Annotated in this window: 15 protein-coding genes; 4 read left to right on the plus strand and 11 right to left on the minus strand. The window is 74.5% G+C overall.

Features of this window, described 5'->3' with window-relative positions; genetic code table 11:
* Nucleotides 1-316 precede the first annotated feature (316 nt).
* The 3 genes from ACZ7BZ_RS12560 to ACZ7BZ_RS12570 form a co-directional block, all read right to left on the minus strand.
* Nucleotides 317-1,309, minus strand: coding sequence for a malate dehydrogenase (locus tag ACZ7BZ_RS12560; protein WP_380464010.1), 993 nt, complete (start codon nt 1,307-1,309; stop codon nt 317-319).
* Between the two features lie 205 nt (nt 1,310-1,514).
* On the minus strand, nt 1,515-1,940 hold the full coding sequence (locus ACZ7BZ_RS12565; protein ID WP_470358345.1) for a DUF3017 domain-containing protein: 426 nt from the start codon (nt 1,938-1,940) through the stop codon (nt 1,515-1,517).
* Between the two features lie 19 nt (nt 1,941-1,959).
* On the minus strand, nt 1,960-2,814 hold the full coding sequence (locus ACZ7BZ_RS12570; protein ID WP_470358346.1) for a bifunctional methylenetetrahydrofolate dehydrogenase/methenyltetrahydrofolate cyclohydrolase: 855 nt from the start codon (nt 2,812-2,814) through the stop codon (nt 1,960-1,962).
* A 472-nt stretch (nt 2,815-3,286) separates the two neighbouring features.
* Here ACZ7BZ_RS12570 and ACZ7BZ_RS12575 point away from each other — a divergent pair, with 472 nt between their 5' ends.
* A complete protein-coding gene (locus tag ACZ7BZ_RS12575; RefSeq protein WP_380464004.1) occupies nt 3,287-3,898 on the plus strand; it encodes a hypothetical protein in 612 nt (203 codons plus the stop codon).
* 45 nt (nt 3,899-3,943) lie between these two features.
* Nucleotides 3,944-4,561: a hypothetical protein gene (locus ACZ7BZ_RS12580; protein ID WP_470358347.1), complete on the plus strand. Its 618-nt coding sequence runs from the start codon at nt 3,944-3,946 to the stop codon at nt 4,559-4,561.
* A gap of 91 nt (nt 4,562-4,652) precedes the next feature.
* On the opposite strand, the gene purH is transcribed toward ACZ7BZ_RS12580, so the two are convergent.
* Nucleotides 4,653-6,230 carry a bifunctional phosphoribosylaminoimidazolecarboxamide formyltransferase/IMP cyclohydrolase gene (purH, locus tag ACZ7BZ_RS12585; protein ID WP_470358348.1) on the minus strand — a complete coding sequence of 526 codons (1,578 nt, stop codon included), beginning with the start codon at nt 6,228-6,230 and terminating at the stop codon, nt 4,653-4,655.
* Nucleotides 6,227-6,886 carry a phosphoribosylglycinamide formyltransferase gene (purN, locus tag ACZ7BZ_RS12590; protein WP_470358349.1) on the minus strand — a complete coding sequence of 220 codons (660 nt, stop codon included), beginning with the start codon at nt 6,884-6,886 and terminating at the stop codon, nt 6,227-6,229. Before purN ends, purH begins: the two co-directional genes overlap by 4 nt.
* A gap of 373 nt (nt 6,887-7,259) precedes the next feature.
* On the opposite strand from purN, the gene ACZ7BZ_RS12595 reads away from it, so the two are divergent.
* Nucleotides 7,260-7,919 (plus strand): hypothetical protein, encoded by a 660-nt coding sequence (locus ACZ7BZ_RS12595; protein WP_470358350.1) that lies wholly within the window; start codon nt 7,260-7,262, stop codon nt 7,917-7,919.
* A gap of 43 nt (nt 7,920-7,962) precedes the next feature.
* Here ACZ7BZ_RS12595 and ACZ7BZ_RS12600 read toward each other — a convergent pair whose 3' ends face one another.
* Entirely contained in the window at nt 7,963-9,375 is a 1,413-nt protein-coding gene (locus ACZ7BZ_RS12600; protein ID WP_470358351.1) for a cell division protein PerM, read from the minus strand.
* Between the two features lie 132 nt (nt 9,376-9,507).
* On the opposite strand from ACZ7BZ_RS12600, the gene ACZ7BZ_RS12605 reads away from it, so the two are divergent.
* Nucleotides 9,508-11,358: a LuxR C-terminal-related transcriptional regulator gene (locus tag ACZ7BZ_RS12605; protein WP_470358352.1), complete on the plus strand. Its 1,851-nt coding sequence runs from the start codon at nt 9,508-9,510 to the stop codon at nt 11,356-11,358.
* Between the two features lie 77 nt (nt 11,359-11,435).
* On the opposite strand, the gene sucD is transcribed toward ACZ7BZ_RS12605, so the two are convergent.
* The 5 genes from sucD to ACZ7BZ_RS12630 form a co-directional block, all read right to left on the minus strand.
* Nucleotides 11,436-12,320 (minus strand): succinate--CoA ligase subunit alpha, encoded by an 885-nt coding sequence (gene sucD, locus ACZ7BZ_RS12610; RefSeq protein ID WP_380462512.1) that lies wholly within the window; start codon nt 12,318-12,320, stop codon nt 11,436-11,438.
* An 18-nt stretch (nt 12,321-12,338) separates the two neighbouring features.
* Nucleotides 12,339-13,511, minus strand: a complete 1,173-nt coding sequence (gene sucC / locus ACZ7BZ_RS12615; protein ID WP_380462513.1) for an ADP-forming succinate--CoA ligase subunit beta — start codon at nt 13,509-13,511, stop codon at nt 12,339-12,341.
* 291 nt (nt 13,512-13,802) lie between these two features.
* Complete coding sequence (locus tag ACZ7BZ_RS12620) at nt 13,803-14,999, minus strand: VWA domain-containing protein (protein WP_470358353.1); 1,197 nt, start codon at nt 14,997-14,999, stop codon at nt 13,803-13,805.
* Nucleotides 15,000-15,023: 24 nt separating this feature from the next.
* Nucleotides 15,024-17,387 carry a DUF5682 family protein gene (locus ACZ7BZ_RS12625; protein ID WP_470358464.1) on the minus strand — a complete coding sequence of 788 codons (2,364 nt, stop codon included), beginning with the start codon at nt 17,385-17,387 and terminating at the stop codon, nt 15,024-15,026.
* Nucleotides 17,345-18,427, minus strand: coding sequence for an ATP-binding protein (locus ACZ7BZ_RS12630; RefSeq protein ID WP_470358354.1), 1,083 nt, complete (start codon nt 18,425-18,427; stop codon nt 17,345-17,347). Before ACZ7BZ_RS12630 ends, ACZ7BZ_RS12625 begins: the two co-directional genes overlap by 43 nt.
* Between the last annotated feature and the right edge of the window lie 44 nt (nt 18,428-18,471).

Genomic DNA, 18,471 nt, shown 5'->3' on the forward strand with positions numbered 1-18,471 from the left:
GCCCCGAGCCGAAGGGGCGCGCCGGTACCGAAAGGGAGAAGCGAGGGAGCGAGGAACGAGCGAGGGAGCGCCGACCGTCGGCACCGGGTCAGAGCGGCCCGGAGGCGAGCGGGCGAATCACGGGCCCCCGCCCCGAGCCGAAGGGGCGCGCCGGTACCGAAAGGGAGAAGCGAGGGAGCGAGGAACGAGCGAGGGAGCGCCGACCGTCGGCACCGGGTCAGAGCAGCCCGGAGGCGAGCGGGCGAATCACGGCGACGGCCCGCCGCCTCCCGGGAGCGGGAGGCGGCGGGCCGTCGGAAGGGCCGTGCGGCGGGGCTCAGATGAGGCCCAGCTCCTGGACCGCGTCGCGCTCCTCGGTCAGCTCCTTGACCGAGGCGTCGATGCGGGCGCGGGAGAAGTCGGAGATCTCCAGGCCCTGGACGATCTCGAACTTGCCGTCCTTGGTGGTGACCGGGAAGGAGGAGATCAGGCCGGCCGGGACGCCGTAGGAGCCGTCGGAGACGACACCCATGGAGGTCCAGTCGCCCTCGGCGGTGCCGTTGACCCAGGTGTGGACGTGGTCGATGGCGGCGTTGGCGGCCGACGCGGCCGAGGAAGCGCCGCGGGCGTCGATGATGGCCGCACCGCGCTTGGCGACGGTCGGGATGAAGTCGTTCTCCAGCCAGGCCTGGTCGCTGCCGACGGCCTCGAAGGCCGGCTTGCCGGCGATCTCGGCCTGGAAGATGTCCGGGTACTGGGTGGCGGAGTGGTTGCCCCAGATGGTGACGCGCTTGATGTCGGAGACCAGGGCGCCGGTCTTGCCGGACAGCTGGCCGACCGCGCGGTTGTGGTCCAGGCGGGTCATCGCGGTGAAGCGCTCGGCCGGGACGTCCGGGGCGTTGCGCTGGGCGATCAGGGCGTTGGTGTTGGCCGGGTTGCCGACGACCAGGACCTTGATGTCGTCCGCGGCGTGGGCGTTGATGGCCTTGCCCTGCGGGCCGAAGATGCCGCCGTTGGCCGAGAGCAGGTCGCCGCGCTCCATGCCGGCGGTGCGCGGACGGGCGCCGACCAGCAGCGCGACGTTGGCGCCGTCGAAGGCCTCGTTCGGCTGGTCGGTGATCTTGATGTCGCGCAGCAGCGGGAAGGCGCAGTCGACGAGCTCCATGGCGGTGCCCTCGGCGGCCTTCAGGCCCTGCGGGATCTCCAGGAGGCGCAGGTTCACCGGCACGTCGGCACCGAGCAGGTGGCCCGAGGCGATGCGGAAGAGCAGCGCGTAGCCGATCTGGCCGGCTGCTCCGGTGATGGTGACGTTGACGGGGGTGCGGGTCATTTCTACCTTCTCCAGCAAATCGCCAGGTGCCCCAGGCACACCGGCGCACTGGAGCCGAGGATGGTCTCTCGACATCGAGAGACCGGCGTCAGGTTATCGCAAAGGGAAGCGTACGCCGCGTGCGCGGACGTGGCTGATGCGTCACAGACGCACCGTGGCCCCGCCCGGGAATCCCGGACGGGGCCACGGTGCGCGGCGCGGCGGCTCAGCGCTTGGGGCGGCCGATCAGGTGGCCGATGTTGTCCAGCAGCGGGAACTCCAGCCACGGGTTCGGCTGGGCGACCAGGGTCAGCAGCACGATCGAGGCGCCCAGGAAGGCCAGCACGATCACATCGGTGAAGCGGCTGCGGACCGCCAGCATCCCGACCTCCGGCAGCACCAGCCGCAGCACGGCGCCGAGCAGCACCCCGGTGCCGAGGATCAGCAGCCCGTACTTGAAGCCGTCCTTGAAGTCGGCGAACCAGGTGACCGCGAGGCCGGCGCCGACCACCGACAGGACCAGCGTTATCGGCCACTGCCGGACCGGCAGGGCGTGGTCGCGCCCGAGGGCCGGTGAGGCCCCCTCGGGCGGCAGGGTGCCGGTGGTCTTGACCGGCCTCTGCCGGGGCCGCGCCGGTCGCGGTTCAGTCATGCTCGCCGTCCCTCGGGGGTCAGACGTCGGCGCGGCGCTCGGCCGCCTCGACGATGTTGTTGAGCAGCATCGCGCGGGTCATCGGGCCCACGCCGCCGGGGTTCGGGGAGATCCAGCCGGCCACCTCGGCCACGCCCGGGTGGACGTCGCCGACGATCTTGCCCTCGCTGCGGCTGACGCCGACGTCCAGCACCGCGGCACCCGGCTTGACGTCCTCCGGCTTGACCAGGTGCGGAACGCCCGCGGCGGCCACGATGATGTCGGCCTTGCGCAGGTGCGCGGCGAGGTCCCGGGTGCCGGTGTGGCACAGGGTGACGGTGGCGTTCTCGCTGCGGCGGGTCAGCAGCAGGCCGATCGAACGGCCGACGGTGACGCCGCGGCCGACCACGACCACCTCGGCACCGTTGATCGCGACGTCGTGCCGGCGCAGCAGCTCGACGATGCCCAGCGGGGTGCACGGCAGCGGGCCCTCGATGCCCAGCGCGAGGCGGCCGAGCGAGGTCGGGTGCAGGCCGTCGGCGTCCTTGTCCGGGTCCATCAGCTCCAGGACCGGGTTCTGGTCCAGGCCCTTGGGCAGCGGCAGCTGGACGATGTAGCCGGTGCAGGTCGGGTCGGCGTTGAGCTCGCGGACGACGTTCTCGACGTCCTCCTGGGTGGCGGTCGCGGGCAGCTCGCGCTGGATCGAGGCGATGCCGACCTCGGCGCAGTCCTTGTGCTTCCCGTTGACGTACCAGCGGCTGCCCGGGTCGTCGCCGACCAGGACGGTGCCGAGGCCGGGCGTGACGCCCTTCGCCTTGAGGGCCGCCACGCGGGCGGCGAGTTCGGACTTGATCGCGGACGCGGTGGCCTTGCCATCGAGAATCTGGGCAGTCATGACCCCATTCTCCCGGATCGCGAACGCCCCTCGTAACGGGGCCGGTCGGGCGACCGGACGGGTACGGAAGGTCCGCACCACGTTGCGGTTCCGCCACAGTCTTGACCTTGCCCCCGCAACCGGCTGGACAGCGCGCTGCCGTCCGGTTGACGATATGCGGGCATTCCCTGCCGCGACCCGGCCCGGTGACGGGCCGACGGATCCCGCGGCGGGGCGTACCCGGGGGAAAGAGCCAGTGATCCGACCACAGCACACCGACCAGCCCGACCGGCACGGCGCCCTCACCCGCCCGTGTCCGTCCCGGCGTCCGATCACCCGCTCCTCCCAGCACTGAGCCGGCCGCGCCCGTCACCGCCGCCGGGCTGTCACCGCGCTCCGCCAGCGTCCCGTTCCGTCGACGATCCGACTCGCCGGCCGCAACCGGGTCCTCCGCCGTCCCGTCCCCGCGTCCCGTAACCGCCCGGAGGCATCCATGAGTTACCCGCCCGACCCGAACAACCCGTACGGCCAGCAGCCGCCCGCGCCGTCCTACGGCTACCCGCAGCAGGCCCCGCCGACGGTGCCCGGCTACGGCTACCCGCAGGCCCCGCCCGTGCCGGGCTACGGCTACGCGCCGGCCGTGCCGCAGTCCATGCCGGGCCTGGTGACCACCGCCCGGGTGCTGCTGTTCATCGTGGGCGGTGTGCAGGCGATCCTGGCGATCGTCTACCTGCTCATCGGGGCCGCCGCCAAGGACGTCACCAACACGGCCCGGGCCTCCACCAGCGACAACCCGTTCACCGCGATGGGCGACGCCGCCGCCGGTGTCCTGATCGTCATCGCGATCGTGTTCGCGCTGTTCGCCGCGCTCTCGATCACGCTCGGCGCCAAGTTCGGCAAGGGCGGCAACAACGTCCGGATCACCACCATCGTGTACGGCTCGCTCGGCGGCCTGGTCGGCCTGCTGATCCTGCTGGGCGCCATCACCGCCGGCACCGCGATCGGCTTCGTGATGGCCGGTCTGTGGCTGGCGATCAGCATCATCTGGATCACCGCCATGTGCGTCCAGGACGGCGTCAACTGGTTCAACCGGCCGCGTTACTGATGCCGCGTTCCGGCCCCGCATCCCCGTAACCGCCCGGAGGCACCCATGAGTTACCCGACCGACCCGAACAACCCGTACGGCCAGCAGCCGCCCGCGCCGTCCTACGGCTACCCGCAGCCGGCCCCGCAGGCCGCGCCGGGCTACGGCTACCCGCAGCCGGCGCCCTCGCCGTACGGCTACGCGCCGGCCGTGCCGCAGCGCATGCCGGGCCTGGTGCTGACCGCCCGGGTGCTGCTGTTCGTCATCGGCGGCGTGCAGGTCGTCCTCACCGGCATCCTGCTGCTCGCGGCCGCCGGCGCCAAGAAGGTCGCCAACGAGCACACCACGAGCAGTGACACGGCGGTCTTCGGCAACGCCGCGGCCGGAGTCCTGCTGGTCCTCGGGGTGGTCTACCTGCTCGCCGCGGTGCTCTCCATCACGCTGGGGGCCAAGTTCGGCAAGGGCGGCAACGCCACCCGGATCACCACCATCGTGTACGGCTCGATCGCCACGCTGCTCGGCATCGCGGTGCTGATCAGCGGGATCACCGGGGCCAAGACGGTCGGCCCGGGCGCCGGCTTCGGCGTGGTCGTCGGCGGGCTGTGGATCGCGATCTCGATCATCTGGATCGTCGCGATGTGCACCCAGGACGGCGTCAACTGGTTCAACCGGCCGCGCTACTGAGCGGACGGCACGGTCACGGCGAAGCGGCCCGGCCCCCTCCTCGGAGGGGGCCGGGCCGCTTCGTGCGACTCAGCGGGAGATCACTGGAAGATCAGTGGAAGAAGTGCCGCGCGCCGGTGAAGTACATCGTCACGCCGGCCTTCTGGGCGGCCTCGACGACCTGCTCGTCGCGGATCGAACCGCCGGGCTGGACGATCGCCTTCACGCCGGCCGCGATCAGGATCTCCGGGCCGTCCGGGAACGGGAAGAAGGCGTCCGAGGCCGCGTACGAGCCCTTGGCCCGCTCGCCGGCCCGCTCGACCGCGAGCTTGCAGGAGTCGACCCGGTTGACCTGGCCCATGCCGACGCCGACCGAGGCGCCGTCCTTGGCCAGCAGGATCGCGTTGGACTTGACGGCCCGGCAGGCCCGCCAGGCGAAGGCCAGCTCGGCCAGCTCGGCCTCGGAGAGCGCCTCACCGGTGGCCAGCGTCCAGTTCGCCGGGTCGTCGCCCTCGGCGTGCACCCGGTCGGCGTCCTGGAGCAGCACGCCGCCGGAGATCGGGCGGACCTCCTGCCGGTTGGCCGGGGCGCCGGGGGCGACCAGCACCCGCAGGTTCTTCTTGCGGGCCAGCACCTCGACCGCGCCGTCCTCGTAGGCGGGGGCCACGACGACCTCGGTGAAGATCGGGGCGATCTGCTCGGCCAGCTCGACGGTGACCGGGCGGTTGACCGCGATCACGCCGCCGTACGCGGAGACCGGGTCGCACTCGTGCGCCTTGCGGTGCGCCTCGACCACGTCGGCGGCGGTGCCGATGCCGCACGGGTTGGCGTGCTTGATGATCGCGACGGTCGGCTCGGCGTGGTCGTACGCGGCGCGGCGGGCGGCGTCGGTGTCGACGTAGTTGTTGTACGACATCTCCTTGCCGTGCAGCTGCTGCGCGCCGGCCAGGCCGCCGGTGCCGTCGCTGTACAGCGCGGCGCCCTGGTGCGGGTTCTCGCCGTAGCGCAGCACGTTCTGCCGCTCCCAGGTGGCGCCCAGGAACTCGGGGAACCGCTCGTCGCTGGGGGCGTAGCCGGCCTCGAACCAGGAGGCGACGGCCACGTCGTAGGCGGCGGTGTGGGCGAACGCGGCACCGGCCAGGCGCTTGCGGGTGGCCAGGTCGAAACCGCCCTCGCGGACGGCCGTCAGCACGTCGGCGTAGCGGGCCGGGTCGACCACGACGGCCACCGAGGGGTGGTTCTTGGCGGCGGCGCGGACCATGCTCGGGCCGCCGATGTCGATCTGCTCGACGCACTCGTCCGGGGTGGCGCCCGAGGCGACGGTGGCCTTGAACGGGTAGAGGTTCACCACGACCAGGTCGAAGGGCTCGACGCCGAGCTCGGCCAGCTGGGCGCGGTGCGACTCCAGGCGCAGGTCGGCGAGCACGCCGGCGTGCACCCGGGGGTGCAGCGTCTTCACTCGGCCGTCCAGGCACTCCGGGAAGCCGGTCAGCTCGGAGACCTCGGTCACCGGGACGCCGGCGGCGGCGATCCGGCCGGCCGTGGAGCCCGTGGAGACGATGGCGACCCCGGCGGCGTGCAGGCCCTGGGCCAGCTCCTCCAGACCGGTCTTGTCGTACACGCTGATCAGCGCGCGACGGATCGGACGGATGTTCTCGGAGACAGGGGGGGTGGTGGAGCTGGCACTCATGCCGGGATCCATACCTTTCGGTCCTCGATGCGGTGACCTTCGCGGGCCAGCCGGCCCACGACGTCGACGAGCAGCTTGCGCTCGACAGTCTTGATGCGCTCGTGCAGCGCGTCGCCGCCATCGGCGTGGTCGGCGTCGACGACCTCGACGACGCCCTGCGCGATGATCGGCCCGGTGTCCACGCCGGCGTCGACCAGGTGGACGGTGCAGCCGGTGACCTTCACCCCGTGCGCGAGCGCGTCGGTGACGCCGTGGGCGCCGGGGAAGGCGGGCAGCAGTGCGGGGTGGGTGTTGACGATCCGTCCGGCGAAGGCCGCGATGAACTCGGGGCCGAGGATCTTCATGAAGCCGGCCGTGACCACCAGGTCGGGCTGGTGGGCGGCGACGGAGGCGGTCAGCGCGCGGTCCCAGTCGGCGCGGTCCGCGAAGTCCTTCACCCGGTGGACGAAGGTCGGCAGGCCCGCCCGCTCGGCGCGCTCCAGCCCGACGATCCCGTCCCGGTCCGCGCCCACGGCCAGGATCTCGGCGCCGTAGGCCGGGTCGGCGACGGCGTCGATCAGCGCCTGCAGGTTGGTACCGGAGCCGGAGACCAGCACCACCAGGCGGGCCGGTCCGGGCGTACGGGGCGGGAAGAGCTGGGCGGGGGCGGCGGCCACTGCGCGATTCTCCGTAGGTCGGGCGCCGCCCGCTGGTACGTCCACCGGCGGTGGGGCCACTACGAACGGCAGGTCGAGCGAGGGGGAACACCAGGAGAACCCGCCGCGACGCGGGCCCCGGGAACCTGGGTGAGCTGCTGACCGTCACCACGATAACGGCTGGTCGGAGAGCCCCGGCACCCTCCCTGCGGCGCTACGCGCGTAGTTGAGACGGGGATCTCCTCTGCCCGCCGCACCGGAGTTGCCCGCGGCCCGCGCGGGTACGGGCAGGCCCCCACCGGGCTCTCGAACGCTTGCGGGATCATTGGGGCGGGGAAGACCGCTCCCGGGCGGCCCCCGAACGAGCCCCGACCGAGAAGGAACGGCTGAACCCATGAGCAGCGGCGACGACACCGACGAGCGCAACCCCTTCGCGCCGCCGCCCGCGGACGCCCCGGACCAGCCGTGGCGTCCCCGCAACCCCTGGCCCGGCCAGGGCCCGGACGGCGACCGCGGGCACCCGGCCGGCCAGGGCGGCGACCAGTCCGGCGACCGCCCCCCGCTCCCGCCCCCGTGGGGGCAAGGCTCCGGCGACGGCGGCCCCGGCCGGCGCCCCCAGGCCCCGCAGCCACCCCGCCTCGACCCGACCGACCCGGTCCACCGCAAGGCCCGCAACGCCGCACTGGCCGGGCCCTTCGCCCTGGTCTGCCTGTTCGCGGGCTTCCACTGGATCGCCCTGCTGGTCGGACTGCTCGGCATCGCCTGGGGCGTCGGCGCGCTGCGGGCCAAGCGGCCCGCGGCCCCCGCCCCGGCCCCGGCCGGCGGCGTCGGCCCCGCCGGGATCCCGGCGCCCAACCCGCTCACCCCGGCCGCGCTCGCCGGGATCCTCACCGGCGCGATGACCGTGGTGGTCGCCACCTCGGTGATCGGGCTCGGCGTCTACTACAAGGACTACGTCACCTGCGTGCAGGACTCGCTGACCAACGTCGGCGCCGAGAACTGCGACCGGTACGCGCCCCAGTGGTACGTGGACTTCGCCGGGAACGCCGAGTAGGGGCCGACCGGCCCGGTCAATCGGTGAGGTCCGACCGGCCCGGTCAGTCGGTGGGGGGCCGGCCGCCCAGCCGCAGCACCAGGGCGTAAGCACCGGCGCGCAGCTCCAGCACGCTCCGGCGGGCCCGGAGCGTGAGCCGGGCGTAGGCGCCCGGCACGAACGCCGGCGCGTTGAGGTCGGACTCGGCGTCGTCCGCGCCCGTGCCGTCCGCCGCGCGCCCGGGCCCCACCGGGCCGAGCACGCGGTGGCGGACCAGCAGGGCGCCCGGCACCGCCACCAGGGCCAGCCAGCCGGCCGCCGCCAGGCCCGTCCACCACGGCACCGGCCCCAGCCGGGCCATCCGCTCCGCCGCCAGCGCCCCGCCCGCCAACCAGCCCAGCACCGTCGCCCCGGCGCCCAGCAGCGCCGCGGCGGCCAGCGCCGCCGTCACCGTCGCGGCGGGCGGCCACGGCTCGGCAGAGGTCCGGCCCCCCGCCGCCGCCCGGCCCAGCAGGACGGCCGGCACCAGCCCCGCCAGCAGCGGAAGCAGGAGCGCCGCCAGCCGCCAGCCGCCCGGGCCCTCCTGGGGCAGCAGGGCGAACAGCGGGAAGTCCGGCACCGGGCCGAGCCGCGCACCGACCGGCGACACCAGCGAGCCGGCGCCGACCTCGAAGCCGGCGCCCAGCGCGTACGCCGCGCCCCACAGCACCGCGTTCGGCAGCAGCACCACGGTGAGCAGCAGCAGCCCGGCCAGCGCGGCGGGCCCGCCGCCGAGCAGCGCCATCCCCCGCCCCCCGCCGAACACCGCGTCCAGCACCGCCGCCACCGCCACCAGCAGCCCGCCCGCCGCGACCAGGCCCGCACCGGCCGCACCCGCCGCCCGGACCACCACGGCGGTGCCGCCGGTCGGCCGCCAGCCCGGCGGGAGCCGGTCGAACAGCGGCTCGGCGCCCGGACCCCCCGGCTCGACGGACCGTACGCCGGCCGCCGTCGCCAACCCGGCCAGCAGGGCCACCACCAGGAGGTCCGGCAGCACCCGGCTGCGGAACAGCCCGGTCCCCGTACAGTGCAGCGCCACCGCCGCCGCCACCGCGCAGTACCCCGCCCACAGCGCCACCGGGCCGCCCCAGCGCGAGCGCAGCCCGCGCCGCGCCGCCACCCCGGCCCCCGCCCGGTACAGCCGCACCACCGCCAGGACGCCGAGCAGCAGCGGAGTGACCGTCAGCGGGGCGTCCGCTCCCCCGCGCAGGACGGGCGCGCCGTGCCCGAGCAGCCAGAGGGCACCCGCCAACCGGGTGGCTCCGGCCGCGTCCGAGTCCGCGTACGGCGTCGCCACCCAGAGCCCCAGCACCGGCACCCCGACCACCGCCAGGCCGACCAGCGCCGTCCGCACCCCCGCCAACAGGTCGGCCAGCACCGGGCGTCCACCCAATTCGCCCGGCACTTCCAGGAACGGACGGCCCATCAGCTGCGTCATGCGCCTCATGGTGCCAAGGCGACTCGCCATGCTCCGTGAACCGGCAAACCGCCGCCGTGTCCCAGATTATTGTCTTATGCGCCTTTTCAGACCCTGCCCCCAAGCCGCCGCCGCCCCGGCCAGGAGCGTCTGATGACCACGCCCCCCACCCGAGCCGCCGACCCGCTGCGGAAGCTGACCCCCCGTGAGGCCGAGACCCTCGCCCACCTGGCCGCGGGCCACGGCCTCGACCAAACCGCCGCCGCACTCGGCGTCACCCCCACGACCGCCCGCAGTTATCTCCACCGGGCCATGCGCAAACTCGGCTGCCCCACCGAGGCCGCCGCCATCGCCCTGCTCGCAACCGCACCCCCCACCGGCCCGGGCCGGCGCCCCCCGGCCGCCCCCGCCGACCCCGACCGCACGCGAGTGACCCCCACAGCCCCGGGAGAACGCAGCGGCATGACACAGACCACCCCGACCACAGGAGAGCCCGGCACCGGCCGGCCGACGGCCGACGGCGAACCCGGCGCCCCGGCCACCTCAGCGGCCGTACGGCCGCCGGACGGGGGCACCCGCCCGCCGTCCAAGGCCCGCCCCGGGCCGAAGGCGCCCCCCGCCGTCACCGCGCGGAAGGACGCGCGGAAGGAGCAGCGCCCCGCCGGACGCGGCACGGACAAGGCCGCCGGGCGCGACGGCCACGACACGGCCGCCGATCGGGCCGGGAGGCGGACCGCAGCCCCGGCCCCCGCCGAGGCCCAGGCCCAGGCCCAGATCAAGGCCGAGGCCAAGCCCACGCCGGCCGTACCGTCGCCCGACGCGGTACGCGGCCCGGCCGGGGCCGGGCGCACGACTCCGGCGGGCCCGGTCCCGACCCCGGTCGTCGCCCCGGCCGAGCGCGACACCGCCGAGCGCGACACCGCCGACGCCCGGGAGCGGATCAGCCAGGCGCTCACCGAGGCGGGCCACGGGCGGGACCTGACCGAGAGCTTCGAGGAGTTGTACGAGGGCGCGCACACCCGGCTGGTGCAGCAGGTGTTCCTGCTGACGGCGTGTCGGCACCGGGCGGTGCACTGTGTGCGCCGGGCCTTCGGGGAGGCCCGGCAGGACTGGGGCGGGGTGGTCGGCTCGGGGGACCCGGAGGGCTGGGTGCGGGTGCGGGCCTGCGAGCTGGCGCTGTCGCCGTGGCGGCGGGGTGGTCCCCGGCGGGTGCACGCGTGGACGCTGCCGCACCGGCGGATCCGGGTGCGGCCGGCCGACGAGGCGCAGTCGGTGCTGCCGGACCACGACCGGCTGACCGACCGGGACAAGGCACTACTGAAGGCCCTGCGCCGACTGTCCCGGCCGCAGCGCCGGGCGCTGCTGCTGCACGACGGGCTGGGGCTGCCGGCGGCGGCGATCGCGGTGGAGGTGGAGTCCACGCAGGCGGCGGCCGAGGGGCGGGTGTGGGCGGCCCGGGCGGCGCTGGCCCAGTGGGTGCCCGAGCTGGTGGGGCCGGACCCGGCGGCGCCGGGGTTCGCGGACGGGCTGAGCAGGCTGCTGCACCGGGCGGCGATCCGGGGCTGCCCGGAGCCGCCGCGGGCGCCGGTGCCGGTGCTGCGGGCCAAGCACCGGCTGGGGACGGCGAGCCGGACGGGCGCGGCGGTGCTGCTGACCGTGGCGGTGGGCGGGGCCACCGTGGCGACGCTCGCGGGGCTGCGCCCGGCGGCGCTGTTCCACCGGCCGGAGCCGCCGGTCCCCGCGCTGTGCGTGCCGGCCCCGACCGCGGAGGTGGCCGAACCGGGTGTGCCGCTGCTGCCGGGCGGGGCGCCGAACGGCATCAGCAGCCTGTGGTGCAGTCCGGCGCCCGGGCTGGCGGCGGTGGTGGCGGAGCCGCAGGCGCAGGCGGTCGCCCGCTGGGAGTTGCCGGTCGCGGCCCGGGGCGCCGCCCCGCCCCCGCAGCAGGACCCGGCGGCGTGCCCGAGCTGGTCCCCGCTGCCCTGCGGCACCGGGCCCACGCGCTGAGGCACGCCCCGGCTCCGGAAACAGGGAGCGCCCCCGCCCGAGGAGGGCGGGGGCGCTCACCGCGCGGGTGACCTGGGTCAGCCGGCGATGATCTCGCGAGCCAGGCGGGCGGTCTCGGACGGCGTCTTGCCGACCTTGACACCGGCGGCCTCGAGGGCCTCCTTCTTCGCCTGGGCGGTGCCCGAGGAGCCGGAGACGATGGCGCCGGCGTGGCCCATGGTCTTGCCCTCGGGGGCGGTGAAGCCCGCGACGTAGCCGACGACCGGCTTGGTGACGTGCTCGGCGATGTAGGCCGCGGCACGCTCCTCGGCGTCGCCACCGATCTCACCGATCATGACGATGATCTCGGTCTCCGGGTCCTCCTGGAAGGCCTTGAGGGCGTCGATGTGGGTGGTCCCGATGACCGGGTCACCGCCGATGCCCACGGCCGAGGAGAAGCCGATGTCGCGCAGCTCGTACATGAGCTGGTAGGTCAGGGTGCCCGACTTCGAGACCAGACCGATCTTGCCGGAGGTGGTGATGTCGGCCGGGATGATGCCGGCGTTCGACTGTCCGGGGCTGATCAGGCCGGGGCAGTTCGGGCCGATGATCCGGGTCTTGTTGCCCTTCGAACCGGCGTACGCCCAGAAGGCGGCGGTGTCGTGCACCGGAACGCCCTCGGTGATGACGACGGCCAGCGGGATCTCGGCGTCGATGGCCTCGACGACGGCGGCCTTGGTGAAGGCCGGCGGCACGAAGAGGACGGAGACGTCGGCGCCGGTCTCCTTCATGGCCTCGGCGACGGAGCCGAAGACCGGGATCTCGGTGCCGTCGACGTCGACCGTGGTGCCGGCCTTGCGCGGGTTGACACCGCCGACGATCTGGGTGCCGGAGGCGAGCATGCGGCGGGTGTGCTTCATGCCCTCGGCGCCGGTCATGCCCTGGACGATGACCTTGCTGTCCTTGGTAAGGAAGATAGCCATGGTGTTAAGTCCCCTTCCTTACTTGTTGGCCAGCTCGGCGGCGCGGTCGGCCGCACCGTCCATGGTGTCCACGCGCTGGACCAGCGGGTGGTTGGCGTCGTCGAGGATCTTGCGACCCAGCTCCGCGTTGTTGCCGTCCAGGCGGACGACCAGCGGCTTGCTGACGTTCTCGCCCTTGCTCTCCAGGAGCGCGAGGGCCTGCACGATGCCGTTGGCGACCGCGTCACAGGCGGTGATGCCACCGAAGACGTTGACGAAGACCGACTTGACGTCGGGGTCGCCCAGGATGATCTCCAGGCCGTTCGCCATGACCTCGGCCGAGGCGCCGCCACCGATGTCGAGGAAGTTGGCCGGCTTGACGCCGCCGTGCTTCTCACCGGCGTAGGCGACCACGTCGAGGGTGCTCATGACGAGGCCCGCGCCGTTGCCGATGATGCCGACCTGGCCGTCGAGCTTGACGTAGTTCAGGCCCTTGGCCTTGGCGGCGGCCTCCAGCGGGTTGGCCGCGGCCTTGTCCTCCAGGGCCTCGTGCTCGGGCTGGCGGAAGTCCGCGTTCTCGTCCAGGGAGACCTTGCCGTCGAGCGCGATGATCTTGCCCTCGCCGGACTTGATCAGCGGGTTGACCTCGACGAGGAGGGCGTCCTCGGCGATGAAGACCTTCCACAGCTTCTGCAGGACCTCGGCGACCTGGTCGGCGACCTCGGCCGGGAACTTCGCCGCGGCGACGATCTCGGCGGCCTTCTCCGGGGTGCAGCCCTCGTTGGCGTCGACCGGGATCTTGGCGAGCGCGTCGGGGTTCTCCTCGGCGACGACCTCGATCTCCACGCCGCCCTCGACGCTGGCCATGGCCAGGAAGGTGCGGTTGGTGCGGTCCAGCAGGAACGAGACGTAGTACTCGTCCTTGATGTCCGCGGTCTGGGCCAGCATCACCTTGTGAACGGTGTGGCCCTTGATGTCCATGCCGAGGATCTGCTCGGCCTTGGCGACGGCGTCCGCCGGGTCGGCGGCGAGCTTGACGCCACCGGCCTTGCCTCGGCCACCCACCTTCACCTGAGCCTTGACGACGGCACGGCCGCCGAAGCGCTCCGCGATGGCGGCAGCGTCTGCGGCGGTCTCGATGACATCGCCGTCAAGCACGGGCACGCCGTGCTTGGCGAAGAGGTCCCTCGCCTGGTACTCGAACAGGTCCACGTGTTTGTCCTTGTTCGTGGTCGCGGATTGTGTCTCTACGAGCGTGCCACGGCAGGATCTTCGCTGCGGGTCGTCGAAGCGGTGCGGGTACGCAGAGGTACGGCCTTGCGGCCCGCACAGCCCCGGGCGCACACGTCAATCAACACGCGCGTCACGTCCGTCTGGCAGGTTATCCCCGTGGGACGGGCCCGTTCCGCCCGGGGCCCTGTCCGGCTTGGGTGAGAACCGTCACAGATCGGCCCGGACGGCCCGTCCGCCGATCGGGCGACTTCACCCGCCCGGGTGAACTCGTCACACTCCCTGGTCAGCCCCCTTGATCAGGTGCCCGGGGATAGGACGCTTCTCGATCGCCGCCGCCATGATCTCGGGGAAAGCGTCCGGGGTGCAGGCGAAGGCCGGGGCGCCCAGTGCGGCCAGGGCGGCGGCATGGGCGTGGTCGTAGGCCGGCGCCCCTTCGTCGGAGAGCGCGAGCAGCGCGATGAACTGGACCCCGGCCGCCTTCATCGCGGCGACCCGCCGCAGCATGCCGTCCCGGATGCCGCCCTCGTAGAGGTCGCTGATCAGCACCACGATGGTCTCGGAGGGCCGGGTGATCTTCGACTGGCAGTAGGCGAGCGCCCGGTTGATGTCGGTGCCGCCGCCGAGCTGGGTGGCGAACAGGACGTCGACCGGGTCGGTCAGCTGCTCGGTGAGGTCGACCACCGAGGTGTCGAAGACCACCAGCCGGGTGTCCAGGGTGCGCATCGAGGACAGCACCGCGCCGAACACCGCCGAGTGGACGACCGAGGGCGCCATCGAGCCGGACTGGTCGACGCAGAGGATGACGTCCTTCTTCACCGCACGCTGGGCGCGGGCGTAGCCGACCAGCCGCTCGGGCACGACGGTGCCGTGCTCGGGCAGGTAGTTCTTCAGGTTGGCCCGGATCGTCCGGTCCCAGTCGATGTCCCGGTGGCGCGGCCGGTGCACCCGGGCGCTGCGGTCCAGGGCGCCGCCCAGGGTGGCCCTGGTCCGGTCGGCGAGCCGGCGCTCCAGGTCGGCGACCACCTTGCCGACCACGGCCCGGGCGGACTCCCGGGTGGTCTCGGGCAACGCGTGCTTGAGCGACAGCAGGGTGCCGACCAGGTGCACGTCCGGCTCGACGGCCTCCAGCATCTCCGGCTCCAGCAGCAGCCGGTCCAGGCCGAGCCGGGTGATCGCGTCATGCTGCATCAGCTGGACCACGGTGGACGGGAAGTACTCGCGGATGTCGCCCAGCCAGCGGGCCACCTGCGGGGCCGAGCCGCCCAGCCCGGCACTGCGGCGACCGCCGCGGGGCGCGCGGGCGCCCTCCTCGGGGGTGCCCCGGTAGAGCGCGGCGAGGGCGCCGTCCATCGCGGCGTCACGGCCGCGCAGGGTGCGGCCGGTGCCGTCGGCCTCGCCGCCCAGTACCAGGCGCCAGCGGCGCAGCCGTTCGTCGGCCGGGCGTTCGTCGGTCGGGGTCGCTGCCATCGGGTCCTCCTCGGACGGCGGGGGTCAGGTGTTGCGGCCGGTGGCCTGGCGCGGGATCAACGGCCGGACGCCGAACAGCAGGGCCAGCACCGGGACGGCGGCGTCGGCGCGCTCCCGGTCGAGCTCGCCGGTCGCCTCGGGCTCCGCCGGGGCCGCGCCCAGCGGGCCGGCCGCGACCCGGCCACCGATGGTGGTGCGCACGCCCGCCTCCAGGCCGGCGAAGGTGCGCCGCAGCAGGGGCAGGACATCGGTGAAGACCTCGCCGCCGACCCCACTGAGCCACTCGTCCAGCAGGGCGAGCAGCCGGGGGTCGTGCAGCAGCAGGGCGCCGCCGCCGGTGAGGAAGCCCTCGACCCAACCGGCCGCGTCCGCCGGGGCGTTGGCCGTCGACAGCACCAGGCGCAGCCTCCGGCCGGCCTCCTCTGAGTCCAGCCGGCCGTCGTCCAGCAGCAGCCGCACGGCGCGGCCGCGCAGCAGACCGGGGGCGCCGGTGGCGGGCCCCCCGGCGGGCTCGCGGCGGGCCAGCGAGCCCAGGGCGGCGGCCCAGCGGGCGGGCAGGCCCTCGTCAGGCCCGGCGGCGGCCTCGGCGGTGGCGGTGTCCGGGGCGAGCAGGGCGATCGCGCCGTGCACCTCGTCGATCCGGGCCCGCATCGCCGCCGCGCTCTCGGCGTCCAACCCGACGCAGGCGGGCGGCAGTCCGACGCAGACCCGCTCGGCCAGGCCCGCTGCGGCTTCGGCGAGCGCGCCGTGGTCGGTGCCGCGCACGTCGCCGTAGCGCAGCGCGCGGACCAGCGCGGGCAGTGCGCCGGCCAGGTGCGCGACATCGGTGTCCAGGGCCGCGCAGTCGGCGAGCACCCGCATCACGGCGGGCAGCGCACCGGAGAGGCCGGCCAGCAGGCAGGTCTCCACCAGGCCGGTCAGCTCGGCGAGTTCGACGGCGGCACGGGCGGTGCCGACCGCCTTGTTGACGGCGGCCTCCGCCACCGTGGTGCCCCACTGGGCGGCCTCGGCGATCCGGACCGCGAACTCGGGCTGCCAGCACAGCCGCCAGCCCTCCCGGAAGGTGCCGGTGGAGTTGACCGCGGAACGGGCCGGCACGCCCCACTCGACGCCCAGCAGCCGCAGCCGGTGCAGCAGCCGGGAGCGGGCCGCGTCGGTGTCCTTGCGCAGGTCGAGGTCGAGGTCCCGGGGCGCCGCCTCCGGCTTGAGCCGCAGCGAGCGCTGCAGCCGGGCGAGGTCGCGCTGCAGCGGCACCGCCGGGGCGGCGTCCGGCACCTCGCCGAGCGCGTCGCCGACCACCAGGCGGTCCCGGACGAGCTCCAGGGCGACGTCCGAGCCGTCGCAGAGCACCGCGCGGACGGCGTCCAGGGTCTCGGTCAGCCCGGCCAGCGGGCGGCCGCGCAGGACGGCGAGGGTCTCGGCGAGCCGGACCGCCTCGATGACATGGGCGGAGGAGACCGGGTGGTCCTCGGCGCGCAGCAGGTCGGCGGCCCGGGTCAGCCAACGCGGCACCGGGTCGCCCACGGCGGTGAACAGGTGGTGGTACCAGCCGGGTGACTGGATGCCCGCGCCGTAACCGGCCGCCTGGGAGAGCCGGCGGTGCGTCCACGGGATCCAGGTGATGTCCGTCCGCACCTTCTTCGGCAGGCCGGCGAGCAGCGCCCTGTCGTGGGCGACGGTGGGCATCGCCGCCAGCGCGGGCACGTGGAAGGCGCCGCAGACCACGGCGATCCGGCCGTACCCGGCGCGCCGGGCGGCCCGGATCCGCTGGCGCATGTGGGCCTCGCGCAGCTCGTCCCGGCGGGACTCGCCGAGGCCCTCGGCGCGCAGTGCGGCCATCGCCTCGGCGACGGCGGCGAACGGGGCCAACGCGTCCGCGCCGGGGGCGCGGTGCTCGACCACGTCCTCCCACCAGCGCTCCGCGTCGTCGTGGCCGGCGGCCTCGGCGAGCAGGGCCAGCGGGTCGGCGGGCACGTCGTCGGCGGGCAGGTCGTCGGCGGCCTCCTCGGCGTCCTCCCGGGGGGCGGGCGCGAAGCCGTGGGCGGCGGGCAGATCGATGAAGTGGACCGGCAGGTCGCGGTCCACGGCGTACCGGATCGCCACCCACTCCGGGGAGAACTCGGCGTACGGCCAGAACGCGGCCCGCGCCGGGTCGTCCACCGCGTGGGCGAGCAGGGCGACCGGCGGCACCAGGTCCTTCTCGGCGGCGAGGTGCACGACGGCATCGGCCTCCGGCGGGCCCTCGATCAGCACCGCGTCCGGCTGCCACTGCGCCAGCGCCGCCGCGACCGCCCGGGCCGAGCCGGGCCCGTGGTGCCGGATGCCCAGCAGGGCGACCTCCGAGGTCACGCCGTCACCTCGCGGGCCGCGCGGTAGAAGTCCTTCCAGCCGTCGCGCTCGCGCACCACCCCTTCGACGTACTCGCGCCACACCGCCCGGTCGGCCACCGGGTCGCGGACGACGGCGCCGAGGATGCCGGCCGCCACGTCCCCGGCGCGCAGCACGCCGTCGCCGAAGTGGGTGGCCAGGGCGAGGCCGTTGGTCACCACCGAGATCGCCTCGGCGGTGGAGAGGGTGCCGCTCGGGGTCTTGACCTTCGTCCGGCCGTCCACGGTGAGGCCGGCCCGCAGCTCGCGGAAGACCGTCACCACCCGCCTGATCTCCTCGGCACCGCCCGGAAGTTCGGGCAGGTCGAGGGATCGGCCGAGCTGGCCGACCCGGCGGGTGACGATGTCGACCTCCTCGTCCAGCGAGCCGGGCAGCGGCAGCACCACCGTGTTGAAGCGGCGGCGCAGCGCGCTGGACAGCTCGTTGACGCCGCGGTCGCGGTCGTTGGCGGTGGCGATCACGTTGAAGCCGCGCACGGCCTGGGTCTCGCCACCCAACTCCGGTACCGGCAGGGTCTTCTCGGACAGGACGGTGATCAGACTGTCCTGCACGTCGGCCGGGATGCGGGTGAGCTCCTCGATCCGGGCGATCTTGCCGTCCGCCATCGCCCGCATCAGCGGCGAGGGCACCAGGGCGTCCCGGCTGGGGCCGTGGGTGAGCAGCTGGGCGTAGTTCCAGCCGTACCGGACGGCCTCCTCGGGGGTGCCGGCGGTGCCCTGCACCAGCAGCGTGGAGTCGCCGCTGATCGCGGCCGCCAGGTGCTCGGACACCCAGGTCTTCGCGGTGCCGGGCACGCCGAGCAACAGCAGCGCGCGATCCGTCGCCAGGGTGGTGACGGCGACCTCGACGATCCGGCGCGGGCCGATGTACTTGGGGGTGATCCGGGTGCCGTCGGGCAGCTCGCCGCCGAGCAGGTACGTCGCCACGGCCCACGGCGACAGCTTCCAGCGCTCGGGGCGCGGACGGTCGTCCTGCGCGGCCAGCGCGGCCAGTTCGCCGGCGAAGGCGTCCTCGGCGTGCTGCCGCAGAACGTCGGCCATTGAGACTCCTTGAGGTCGGCCGCCGGGTGTACGGGTGCCCGGGC

The sequence above is a fragment of the Kitasatospora sp. NPDC036934 genome (genome assembly GCF_055608425.1).